11 protein-coding genes are annotated in these 12115 nt (G+C 44.0%); 3 read left to right on the top strand and 8 right to left on the bottom strand.

The window, feature by feature from the left end:
- Positions 1-33 precede the first annotated feature (33 nt).
- The 3 genes from tpx to EV213_RS10780 all read right to left on the bottom strand — a co-directional run bounded on the left by tpx (position 34) and on the right by EV213_RS10780 (position 1778).
- Entirely contained in the window at positions 34-540 is a 507-nt protein-coding gene (gene tpx / locus EV213_RS10790; protein WP_243740068.1) for a thiol peroxidase, read from the bottom strand.
- A 109-nt stretch (positions 541-649) separates the two neighbouring features.
- The gene (ytfJ, locus tag EV213_RS10785) at positions 650-1141 is read right to left on the bottom strand and encodes a GerW family sporulation protein (protein WP_133580547.1); all 492 of its coding nucleotides are present in this window, start codon (positions 1139-1141) and stop codon (positions 650-652) included.
- Positions 1134-1778, bottom strand: coding sequence for a DUF2953 domain-containing protein (locus EV213_RS10780; protein WP_166639262.1), 645 nt, complete (start codon positions 1776-1778; stop codon positions 1134-1136). Before EV213_RS10780 ends, ytfJ begins: the two co-directional genes overlap by 8 nt.
- Positions 1779-1932: 154 nt before the next feature.
- On the opposite strand from EV213_RS10780, the gene EV213_RS10775 reads away from it, so the two are divergent.
- Positions 1933-2748: an NAD kinase gene (locus EV213_RS10775; protein WP_133580545.1), complete on the top strand. Its 816-nt coding sequence runs from the start codon at positions 1933-1935 to the stop codon at positions 2746-2748.
- A 16-nt stretch (positions 2749-2764) separates the two neighbouring features.
- Here the strand turns inward: EV213_RS10775 and EV213_RS10770 are convergent, their stop codons facing one another.
- The 5 genes from EV213_RS10770 to refZ all read right to left on the bottom strand — a co-directional run bounded on the left by EV213_RS10770 (position 2765) and on the right by refZ (position 10585).
- Positions 2765-4372: an amidohydrolase gene (locus EV213_RS10770; protein WP_133580544.1), complete on the bottom strand. Its 1608-nt coding sequence runs from the start codon at positions 4370-4372 to the stop codon at positions 2765-2767.
- Between the two features lie 33 nt (positions 4373-4405).
- Positions 4406-5614, bottom strand: coding sequence for a tRNA uracil 4-sulfurtransferase ThiI (gene thiI, locus EV213_RS10765; RefSeq protein ID WP_133580543.1), 1209 nt, complete (start codon positions 5612-5614; stop codon positions 4406-4408).
- Positions 5611-6798 (bottom strand): cysteine desulfurase family protein, encoded by a 1188-nt coding sequence (locus EV213_RS10760; RefSeq protein ID WP_243740067.1) that lies wholly within the window; start codon positions 6796-6798, stop codon positions 5611-5613. The genes thiI and EV213_RS10760 overlap by 4 nt, the downstream gene beginning before the upstream one ends.
- 1173 nt (positions 6799-7971) lie before the next feature.
- Entirely contained in the window at positions 7972-9678 is a 1707-nt protein-coding gene (ezrA, locus tag EV213_RS10755) for a septation ring formation regulator EzrA (RefSeq protein ID WP_133580542.1), read from the bottom strand.
- A gap of 289 nt (positions 9679-9967) precedes the next feature.
- Positions 9968-10585, bottom strand: coding sequence for a forespore capture DNA-binding protein RefZ (refZ, locus tag EV213_RS10750; RefSeq protein ID WP_133580541.1), 618 nt, complete (start codon positions 10583-10585; stop codon positions 9968-9970).
- Positions 10586-10743: 158 nt separating this feature from the next.
- Between refZ and EV213_RS10745 the strand changes: the two genes are divergently transcribed.
- The gene (locus EV213_RS10745) at positions 10744-11229 is read left to right on the top strand and encodes a GAF domain-containing protein (RefSeq protein ID WP_133580540.1); all 486 of its coding nucleotides are present in this window, start codon (positions 10744-10746) and stop codon (positions 11227-11229) included.
- Between the two features lie 220 nt (positions 11230-11449).
- Positions 11450-12052 carry a 30S ribosomal protein S4 gene (rpsD, locus tag EV213_RS10740; RefSeq protein WP_133580539.1) on the top strand — a complete coding sequence of 201 codons (603 nt, stop codon included), beginning with the start codon at positions 11450-11452 and terminating at the stop codon, positions 12050-12052.
- Positions 12053-12115: the final 63 nt, after the last annotated feature.

Here is a 12115-nt window from a genome sequence, read left to right as displayed (position 1 = left end):
CCGGCAAGTACCAGAGCCTTCAGGCGAAACAGTTTATTGGATTGAACGAGCTGCACTCAATGCCGCTTCATAATCCGGATGGTTCGTTACTTCAGGCACGTATTCTGCATAGGTGATCGTTCCATTGGCATCAATGACAAACACTGATCTTGCCAACAGTCTGAGTTCTTCAATATGAACACCATAAGCTGTCCCGAAAGAAAGATCCTTATGATCTGAAAGCGTTTCGACTGAATCAATGCCGTTAGCTCCACACCATCTTTTCTGAGCGAATGGTAAATCCACACTGATCGTAAGAACTTTAACGTTTGGAATGGTATCCGCTGCTTCATTGAATTTCCGCGTTTGCGCGTCGCAAACACCTGTATCCAACGAAGGCACCACCGAGATAATGAGTGGCGTCCCTTTGTAATCAGAAAGCGTACGCTCTTCAAGGCCTGTCGTTAGCACCTTGAAGTCTGGCGCCTTATCACCTGGCTTTACTTCATTTCCTGCCAACGTCACTGCGTTATCTTTAAATGTCACACCTGCTCGTCCCAAAGAATCTCCTCCTATTTGATTCAGTTCTTTCACCGTCATTCCATTGATGTCATAGTCATCATAGACGTTTCCAGAGGAGATTTCAACCGCTAGATGTTATGCAAACGTTTTATAAATCAAGCTTTTCACTATTAGGTGTCTGTTGCCCGTGTTCCTTTTCCTGGCGGCGTAACATTTGCTGTACTTTCTCAACGGCCTGTGGAGCTAAATCCAACAAACGCTCGTAAATATGAGTCGTTTCATCAAGGTGAACCATTTTCACTCCATCACGGCCAACAATTAAAAAGGCGATAGGTGTAATGGACACCCCTCCACCGCTTCCTCCACCAAAAGGGAAGTCTTGGCTACTCTGTGGTGATGAAGCGTCCTCTTGACTACCTTCCTCATCAGCCGAATGAGATTGAGACTGAGAAGATTTATGTGATTTTTTCCCAAACTGTGAGCCCCCTGCAGCGAAGCCGAAGCCTACCTTTGAAACGGTTAGAATTACACTCCCATCAGGAGTTTCGACTGGATCTCCTACAATGGTGTTTACGTCAATCATCTTTTGAAGGTGTTCCATCGCCGTTTTCATCAAGCTTTGAATTGGATGTTCAGACATTTGCATCAGACTCCTCTATTTTTGGTTTCGATTTTTTCCAATGAACCCCTAAACTTACAAGCGTTTTAATAGCATGTCCGATCTTAAATGAAACCATACAGTTCAAATACATGTTTAAACACGGACGTTGAAAATTTGGCCAGACATGAATTACCGGGGGGCATTTAAGTGTAAGAAAAGTGGACAGCATTCCTAACACAACCCCTTTAATACTCCACGCAGCTCCAGCCGCCACTCCAGCAGTTGCAGCATCCCCTGTCCCAACTTCACTTTTCCATTCGAATTTGACGATTTGCAGATGTTTTAAAAAACGTCGAGCGATTTTGCGCATCCCTGTAATGCGTAAAACGAGCTTATGAATCTCCTCAATTCGTTGAATGGCATCGTCGATTGAAATTAACTTGGTTTTCTTTTCCTTTTTTCCGTCAACCTCAGCGACCAAAGCAGGCTCGTTTTCACTTACAGCAAGCATTGGTATTTTTTTCTTTATTCGTATAAAACGCCACATCACAATTGTTACTTCGAAAATATCGTTTTTTTCTTCTCGTTTGTACATGCATTGTATACGAACGGTTGTACATAAGAGGACGATTCCTATTCCTACGATGATTATCGTTGCCATTATCCAATAGGCCATTGCACTCATTCCCGACACAAAGATTGCTAACCAGTATCGTCACAAAAAAATGATTTCAAACCTTAGGGAAGGGACTAGGGAAGATCTTGCTGTTAAAGAAGCGCTATTTTTGTCATAATAGAAGCGTCAGATACAACTAGATGAAAGCGAGGCGATGAGGTTGCTTACAGACCAATCCATCTATTTTTCCTTTAAAAAGACACCTGAACTGACCGAACGCATTGAAAAAATTCAAAAAGCAGCCGACGCCTATGGATTTACGCTTGAAAAAGATTATAAAAAGGCAGACATTATCGTAAGTATGGGCGATGACGGCTCTTTCTTGCAGGCTGTTCGTAAAACCAAATTTCGGGAAGATTGCACGTATGTCGGGATTTCGACGGATGCTCAGCCTCGACTCTACTGTGACTTTTCTGTCACAGATCCTGACACGATTAAAAAGGCCGTGGAAACGAATGAATCCATTGAGGTTCGTCGTTACCCTACACTTGAAGTGTCAGTAAATGGAATGAGTCCTTTGTATTGTTTAAACGAGTGCAGCATTCGTTCATCGATTATAAAAACGTTTGTCATGGATGTTTACATTGATGATTTGCATTTTGAAACCTTCCGTGGAGATGGGCTCGTTGTTTCGACACCTACGGGAAGCACAGCGTACAACAAATCCATTAATGGTGCTGTCGTCGATCCGCTGCTGCCTTGCTTCCAAGTTAGTGAGCTTGCCTCATTAAACAACAATCGCTATCGTACGCTTGGGTCCTCCTTTATCCTCAGCAATCAGCGCAAGCTTCGTCTTCGCATTCATGAGGACGGAAATGACTACCCTGTGATTGGTCTTGATAATGAAGCGATGAGCATCCAAAACATTCGTACCATTGATATCGCTCTCAGCCATAGAACGATTAAAACCGTAAAGCTTAAAAACAATTCCTTCTGGGAAAAAGTCAAACGCTCCTTTTTGGAAAACTAAAAACATCCCCGGCCGTTTAATTACGGTTCGGGGATGTTTGCTTGTATTGTGTCTTGCCGCTAACAATTGTCTGAGAAACAGCGTTGTCGAGAATAGCCTCTGGGGTTTCTTCTAGTGCAAAAAAGTCCTGTTCGAAAATCGAAAAATCCGCCACGAATCCTTCCGCAATTCGCCCTCGACTGTTGGCGTGTCCACTAATCCAAGCACTGCCTGTCGTGTAAAGGGAGATGGCTTCAAACATTGACAGCTTTTCCGCTGGGAAATAGCCATTGTGAACGGCACTCCGCTTTTTCCTTGCAATCGCTGCATAAATGCCTAACCGCGGATCAGGGGTTTCTATTGGTGCATCTGAGCCCCCTGCTAAACGCAAGCCATGCTTCTCATACGTTTTCCATGGATACAACAAATTGGCTCGTTCACCAAGTCTGTCGAGAATCCATGGGAAATCAGATACGACAAATTGTGGCTGAATATCAAGGGCTATAGGGAGCTGCGCCATTTTCTCGATAAGCCTCTTTGATGCGTAAGAAGCATGTATGATGCGGTCTTGGTCCCCAACATTCGGTGGATGCTTTTCCAAGAGATCTAGCACAATGGCCAAGGCAGCATCCCCAATTGCATGAATCGCGACGGTTTTATCGATGGCTCTTGCTCGGCAAATAATTTGCTCCAACGCATCGTTGGTATGAATTTTAACTCCACTGGTCATTTTATCATCGTCATAAGGATGCGATAACCATGCCGTGCGACCACCAAAGGATCCATCGGCAAATAGCTTAATTGCACCCCATTCGAGTAACTCCCGTGCATCCGCAAAGCCATCAAACCGATCCCGCTCATCCATACAAAGGTGATTAATAAGCAGCTGCGTCCGAAACGACAATCGTTCGCCATCGATGACTCTTTTGAATGAAGAGAGCGTTGGATACATGCCTTGATAATAGGCGAGATCCTCTGTATGTCCACCTGTTAAACCGAACGAAAGCAATTTGCTCACAGATGCTCTCAGCGCTCGATCCAAATACATCTGATCGGCTTGTGGCATAAGTTGTTTTACAACTTCTTGAGCACCATCATAGAGCCAGCCGTTTAAGCGCCCATCTCCAAAGCGACCAATCACACCGCCTGGCGGATCAGGGGTTTCGGCATCAATACCTGCCCTCCGTAAAGTTTCTGCGTTTACGAGCATAGCATGCTTGCATATACGATGAAGCACAATTGGATGATATGGACTGATGGCATCAAGTGTTTCGATCGACATCATCTGTCGATCCTTCCAATTGTTTTCATTCAGTCCGTCAGCGATCAACCACTCACTCTGAAGACCTTCCATTTCACGGATCAAAACCTGTATCACATCTCTGGAAGAGGTCTCAGCGGACAAATCAAGACGAAGAAGGCTTTCCCCATAACCAATCATATGCAAATGACTATCCACAAACCCAGGGTACATCGTATGCCCCTCAAGATCGATCATCTCGTCATTTTTCACGGCATAGGTCGCCTTCAATGATGCAAAAGGACCGGTCGCTAAAATTCGATCACCTGAGACAACCACTGCTTCTACGATCTCCCCAGGTGCATTCATTGTATAAATAGGACCACCCGTAAACAAACGTTTCATTTCATCATTCCTTTTGCTAAGACGTTGTTGTCATTAAAGTAAGTCTGAATATTCCTTTTCACTCTTTTCATCGAAACTTTCCATCGTCTCCACCCCAGCAAGGGCTTCAGCAATAAGGGTTTCTGTTTGCAGACCAGCCTCGTAAAAAGCCGTTGGTCCTCTCTTCGGACGAGTCTTTGGTGCTGAAGGAAGGAAAACCGTACAACAATCTTCATGAGGCTGGATGGAAATATCATATGTCTGAATCTGCCTCGCCACTTTTGTAATGTCGATTTTATCCGTTGTAATCAGCGGACGAAGAATCGGAAGGTCACAAACAGCGTCAATGGTATGCATGCTCTCTAACGTTTGACTGGCCACTTGTCCAAGACTTTCCCCTGTCACGATGGCAAGGGCATCATTGGCTTCCGCCAGTTGCCGAGTGATTCGGAGCATCATTCGGCGTGTCACCGTCATGGCAATGAATCCGGGCACCTCTTTTCGAATCGTTTCCTGTATAGCGGTAAAAGGCACGATATGTAGACGAACTGGACCGAACGCAGACAGACGTTGCGCAAGAGAAATCACTTTTTGTTTGGCGCGCTCACTTGTATATGGGGGACTGTGAAAATGCACCGCCTCCAGTGTTAATCCTCTTCTCATGCCTAGATATCCGGCCACGGGAGAATCTATTCCTCCTGAAAGCATAAGCATCGCCCGACCTGAGATGCCAACAGGCAATCCCCCGACGCCTTTAATATCCCCTGAAAAAACATAGGTTGCATTGTGTCTAATCTCAACTTTAAGCTCGATGTCAGGGGTATGCACGTCTACACTGGCGTTGGCACAGTGTTGCAGCAAATAGCTCCCTACGATTCCATTCATTACTTGTGAGTCTGGCTGGAAGGTTTTGTCCGGTCGCCTCACCGTAACTTTGAAGCGTGTTGGTTGGCCAGCCGTCTGCTCGTTAAACACGCTCAACGCCGTCTCGCAAATCTTTTCAACCTCTGATGGCGCTTTGGCCGCAGCACTCATTGAAGAAATTCCAAAAACCGACTGGAGCACTGTCAGGACTTCTTTATGGTTTGCTTCATTTAAACGGACAAACATTCGATCGCGCGCAATGTCTAAAGTTGGATGCCCGGACAAAGGGGCAAGCTTCGAGACAATTTGATCTTTCAGTTTTTGAATAAAGTGATGGCGATTTTTTCCCTTTAACGCCAGTTCACCGTAACGAATTAATATATGGTCATAGATGTTCATGAAGGTTTCATCACTTTCTGTAGGGAGTGTAATGCTTGTTGGAAAACAGTTGCTGCTCTTTCTAAATCTTTCTGTTTCGTCTCACAGCTTAAAGAAAAACGAATGGCGCTGCCTGCAACTATTTCAGAGTGACCACATTCAAGGAGTACTCTGCTTGGCGCATACGTGCGCGTGGAACATGCAGATTGAGTCGATGCAAAAATACCTTGTCTGCTAAGGGCGTGTATGAGAATCTCTGCCTTAAGCCCCGGGACCGCGATATTGACAATCGTTGGAATCGCATCAGGTGGTGACAATACACGAACTCCCTTCATTGATGCAAGCAAGTCTCTAAATTGCTGTGAGATGGTCCCCAAGTGTACCCACTCGGTTTCGTACCTTTCAGCGGCTAGCCTAAACGCCTTTGCAAGGGCGACGGCACCGGGGACACTGACGGTCCCTGCCCGGCGTCCTCCCTCTTGCGTACCGCCAATTTGAATGGGGCTTAAAGCGGTGCCTTTCCTAACAAACAGGACACCTGATCCTTTCATGCCGTGGAATTTATGGCTAGAGAGAGTTAAGAGATCGATCGGTAGTTGACGAAGAGCTAACGGAAGCTTTGCTGCTCCTTGGACATGATCGACATGAAATGCCGCAAGCGGATGTGTTGCTAAAAGACTTGCGACCTCCTGTACGGGTTGAATGCTTCCTAGTTCATTATTGACATGCATAATACTGACAAGAATCGTATCGTCACGCAACGCGTCTTTGACCTGTTCCGCCGTAACAACACCTCTTTGATTTGGCGTCAGCCATGTCACTTCAAAACCTTCTTGCTCAAGATGCTCAATCGGTTTTTGAACAGAAGGATGTTCCAGTTTCGTAGTAATAATATGCTTGCCTCTATGCTGCATCGCTCGTGCACGACCAAAGATGGCCATATGATTGCCTTCCGTCCCTCCTGAAGTAAACACAAGCTCTTCTTCGTCCGCATGAAGGAGGGAAGCGAGCTGCTGTCGTGCCCGCGAAAGTAGCTTTTCGGCCTCTAACGCTTCTGAATGGATGGACGCAGGATTGGCAAAAAAACGGAGCGATGTTTTTGAAAATGCGTCGACAACCTCTTGAAAAGGTTTCGTCGTCGCGCTGTTATCTAAATAAATCACTTGGTCATTTCCTACTTTCTTCACGCGTAATAGCAATGACAATATCGTATCACATCAAATTCGACAACAAAAGAATGCAGCTGTTGACCTGTTTTGTTAGGGCAAACAATTGCGAAATGAGTGATTGACTAAAAACAACAAGATCATACGGAGCTTAGATATAAGTGGCTAAACTTGCAATCCATTGTTGTAGTTGCTTTTTATACAAGCTGCCATACGCCGCTTTCACCCTAAAGGGTACAAGTGCATCATCGACTCAAAAAGACTTCGTCGTGATTTCTTTGCCGCCGGGCGAACTGCTAAGCCTCCTCGGCACTTCGTGCGCTGTGGGGTCACGCTAGTGGCTGCTTTTGATTTGTTAACGATTCTTACATTCTCAGACATGGCTTATAAAATATTTTTAAAGAAATTTACTCAAACCCAACTAATTTTAAGTATTGAAGGATTCTTGGCTTTAATTATGAAGCTTCATATCTTTTGGAGGTTTAAGATAGTGAACGCTGGTATCTTCAGTTTACTAAACAAGGCTGGTGTTTTTCTCTATTAGCTTTATCATGCGTTTGGTGGTTACCTCAGAAGCAGATAAGTATTCATGTTGCTGAAATGCCCCATGTACTTCGTTGTATGCATTACGTGGGATGCCTGCGCTGTATTTGTTTTTTGTACGCATCGCTTAACTCTAATTCAATCTGTTCCATTTATACGCAAGGTTCACTTGGGATTCCTGACTCTCTCATCCAACAGATCGAAAAGAATTTGCAAAAACAGAAAAATCCACCTCTATATGAAACACTTCGCTTCATTTTCTTGTTTACTAAAGCAGCACGATTCAACTCTCTTTTCCATTTTCTCAGTAATATGAAACTGGGATAAAATAAAAACAATTTACAAAGAAACAAACATCAGCGTAGTCAAAATACGTAGACTCCTGCGGGAACAGCTCGAGCTGAAGATCCCGCAGGAAAGCTTGCTTTCCGAGGAAGCTGAAGCCGTGCCCGCGGAACGCGAAGTATTTTGACGAAGCCGTCGTGATTTCTTTGCTCTCTAAAGGGCACAAGCGTAACATCGATTCGAAAGTACCTCTTCGTGTTTTCTTTAAACGCTGAAGTCCATAATTGCAACATTTCCTCTAAAGTACGTCTCGTCGTATTTTCTTTCTGATATTCACTCACACTAAAAAGCTACAAAAGGAGATGCTCCTCTTGCAGCTTTGTATTACATGGATTCGCGATACTCTAGAACTTCTTCCATCTTCTTCAACGCACCAGGTTCGACCGCCTCAACAGCTGCGGCTGCCTGTTCAAGTGCAAGCTCATAATTGCACTTACGAAAGCTTTCTTCAGCCGTCTTTAATTGTGAGCCCAGCTGTGGGTGACGATTGCGATACTTGTTCCCATACTGAATCAGCTGCTCAACTAAAAAGGCTTGATCCACCATTTCAACACTTGCCTCATACAACTGGTCTACACTTTTTTGCGCTGCTTCGACACTCTCGTTCACCTTCGTCATATGCAACGGGGATTCTTTTAGAGCGTCTTCGACGACACCCAAGTCTTGCTCTGCTTTTTCAAACCCATTGATATAGGAGGAGGGCACCCCTGGTACATTGCTTTTATGAACGAGTCTACGGACATCAACAAGCTTCTTCTTCATACCTTGCAATGCTTCAATCGCTGCATGCTCATCAGAGCGCAAGGTTTGGTAGTTTTCAAATCTTTGTTTTTGCAACGCTTTTATACGCTCTTTTTCCTTCTGCAGTTCTACAAGTTCTTCCTTTAACGCACTCGGTGCCTCAACATGAGTCTCCATTGCCGAAACGAGCTGCTGAAAACGTTTTTGGAGCGCACGAATGTCCTTCTCCATTTTTGAGTGCTCTTGTAACTCACTCTCATCCAATGTATAGCTTGCTTGCAACAAATGCACTTCGTCCTTCAGCTTCGTCTCTTCCATCTCAAGAGAAACTAATGTAGGCTCAAGCTTTTCAACCTCTTGCATTGTGAAATGCCTTGCATAGACTTCTTTTTCTAAAGCTTCATAAAAAGAATCAATGGTTTTCTTCATTGTTGAAGCAAGTTCTTCTGCCTGCTCAACCTCTCCGCGATCCAACAGCGCCCTACCTGCCTCTAAATCGTTGGTGAGTTTTGTAATTGATTCTTCAGGCTGCAAATGGTCAAGATAATAGGATTGATCCTCCATATCCTGACAACCCGCTTTAAGATCATCAATCGTATCTGGCAGTCTATGCATGAACTCCTGGCGTAACTCGGGTAAAGTTTCTGTTACGGAAGTTACATTATGTAAACGACTTTCGATGGACAACAGAACATCTCTTGCCTCAAAATAATTGCCATCGTTTGTTTTTTTATGGAAATCTAAAAAGGACTCATCAATCTCTTCTAGTTGTTGCTCCAATATCGTAACAGCTGAACCTAGTTTCGTCCGGGAAACGAGTACTGTTTTTTTAAGCGCTTGATGAGAGGCTTTTAGCTCTTCAATTTCTTCGCGATTTTTCTCTTCACTGCCAACGAGCTCCTGGCATTCTGCTAGCATAAATTGAATTTTTTCTTCATTGGCCTGCAAGGTCTGACGAATATCATATAAAAGATGACCCGCTTTTCGGAATTGATATTTGTCAGCTGCTTCTTCTGCGTCGAACATCTTTTCTTCAAGTTTTGGAAGCTCCTCAGTGACGATCGCATCCCATGTATCGCGCCAGCCGTAGAATTTCTTCTCCGTTTCTCCTGTAAGCTTTAATTGTTTCACTTTCGCGAGTTCTGCTGGAACATTTCCGTTCAGCAGAAGGTTTTTTTTCTCTTCAAACTGCTCCACCTGCTTGTAAATCGACCGCTTACGAAACATCGAGATGATAAACAAGATTGTAACAGCGACCAGCGTAAGAATAATCCAATGCAATAACGACATTCTAAGGCCTCCCCGATCAACACCATTTCTCTCACTTTAAGACGAGTGTTAACAGAATATAAATTGTATACGTTCAAAATAGTTTTCATTCATTTTCATAGATAATGGACGGTAAATGACTAGAAATAGAATAGAATCTTCATTATCCCATATCATATCATTCTTTTACGCCCTCTACCTTACTATTTTGTAGAAAAAAAACAGAAATGCACACTCCATATGTTTTTCGGGGGAGAAAACAAGAGAAATGGCGTCCTACGCGTGACCTGAAATCCGCTTACACGAACCTTCAAGCATGTTGCTTCACTGCAAGCGTCATTTGATCAATCCATCCACAAACCTGCTGTTGGTGCATGACATGGAAATAGGGCTCATGAGGAAATACATACAGCACGTTTGTTAAATAGTGCTTTTGTAAATAAGGTGTCATCAACATCGTCTTCAACTGCATGATCGTATAGGCTACCGGAAACGACACCAAATGTTTTTGGCGAATCCCCTGTTCAAAAAGCGAAGAAAATGCATATTTCTCCTTTGCTAAATAGGTCGAAGCCACTTCTTTTGCCAGCATTGAATCAAGGGTTAATTCGCGATAAATAAACCGTGCCGTTTCTGCATGGGAACGTTGGTGTTCTAATAATGAGACGATGACTTCTTTTATGGCGGCTGGCGCATAGGTTCGATCAACCTCATTCATGGCTTTTCCAAGCACATCCATATACCCCTCAAAATAGTCAATTGCCAGTTCTTCTAAAAGACCATCTTTATTCTTAAAATAATAGGAGATTAGCGCAGGATTGACGTCCGCTTTTTGCGCGATTGCTCGTACCGAAGTGCCTCCATACCCTTTCGCATTAAACAGTAACACTGCTGCATCAAGCATCTTTTTCTTTGTTGACGTACTCATTTCTGCTCCTCCTCTATTTGTGCACACTTTAAATCTCTATGAAGGAACAGTTCTCTAAGTTCTCTTCAACACCTGTTCAATTCGCTCGACGTTTTCTGCAAGATCTGCGAGAATGAATGGGGAAATACTCGTATCATGTTGAATGGAGGTCACAAACGATGTTCACCGGTTCATCATATTCAGAGGATCGTCAAAAAAACGAGGCGCTTGTTCTCAAGCAGCTACAAGCGTTGATCGAAGATGAGGATGATCAAATCGCCAATCTGGCAAATGCCAGCGCGTTGTTAAATCAATACCTAGAAAACATCAATTGGGTTGGTTTTTATTTAGTTAAAGGGGAAACGCTTGTGCTCGGCCCTTTTCAAGGTCTTCCGGCCTGTGTGCGCATTTCTATAGGGAAAGGCGTTTGCGGAACTGCCGTGGAGTTGGATGAAACAAAGCTTGTCACAGATGTTTCTGCATTTCCAGGTCATATCGCCTGTGATCCAGCATCAAAGTCAGAAATCGTCGTTCCCATTCATGCAGACGGCAAAGTCATTGGCTGCCTTGATATTGATGCTCCTGAACTTCAGCGCTTTACAACTGAGGATCAGGTATTTCTTGAGCAGTTCGTTCGTGTTCTTGAAGCGTCTTTGAAGGCGTAACGTATTGACTTTATAACCAAATCAACGTATACTTGCGTTTGCATGTGTAAAATAAAGCAGAGTGGACGCCTTGTTTATTCGTATGTTGTTCCTCATTTGAGGTGCATCGTGTAACCTTAGCTGCTGAGGCGAGGATGCAGGAAATAACATAGAGAACATGCGTGTGTGCCATGGCAAGCTTTTATTTTATGCAAAATAAAAGCGAAGGAGGAGTCATTATATGGCTCGTTATACAGGACCAAGTTGGAAACAAGCACGTCGTGTCGGTATTTCATTAACAGGAACAGGGAAAGAATTAGAAAAACGCCCTTTCCCACCAGGTCAACACGGTGCAAATCAGCGTAGAAAAGTATCTGAATATGGATTGCAATTGCGCGAGAAGCAAAAATTGCGTTTTATGTTTGGAATTAATGAACGTCAATTCCATCGTACATTTAATGATGCAAGCAAAATGAAAGGGATTCAGGGTGAAAATTTCATGGCCCTTCTAGAATCTCGCCTTGACAACCTCGTGTATCGCCTCGGTTTGGCGCGTACTCGTCGTCAAGCTCGTCAGCTTGTTAACCACGGTCACATTGAAGTCGATGGCGGACGAGTAGATATCCCTTCTTACCGCGTCGTTGCAGGACAAACAATCGCCGTTCGTGAAAAATCACGTAACCTTGCGATTGTCCAAGAAGCTGTTGAAGTGAGCAATTTCGTTCCAGAATTCCTTACATTCAATGCAGAAGCTCTTTCAGGAACGTACAACCGTCTTCCTGAGCGTGCTGAACTACCAGCAGAAATCAACGAACAACTTATCGTAGAGTTCTACTCTCGTTAATAGTTGCTTCAATAAAAAACCCCAGAAACGCTTTAATTGCAGCGTCTCTGGGGTTTTTTTGAT

The organism is Aureibacillus halotolerans (assembly GCF_004363045.1).
GTDB classification, from domain to species: domain Bacteria; phylum Bacillota; class Bacilli; order Bacillales; family DSM-28697; genus Aureibacillus; species Aureibacillus halotolerans.
Note: the sequence above shows the minus strand (reverse complement) of the source record. Positions and strands in the feature narration are given on the sequence as shown.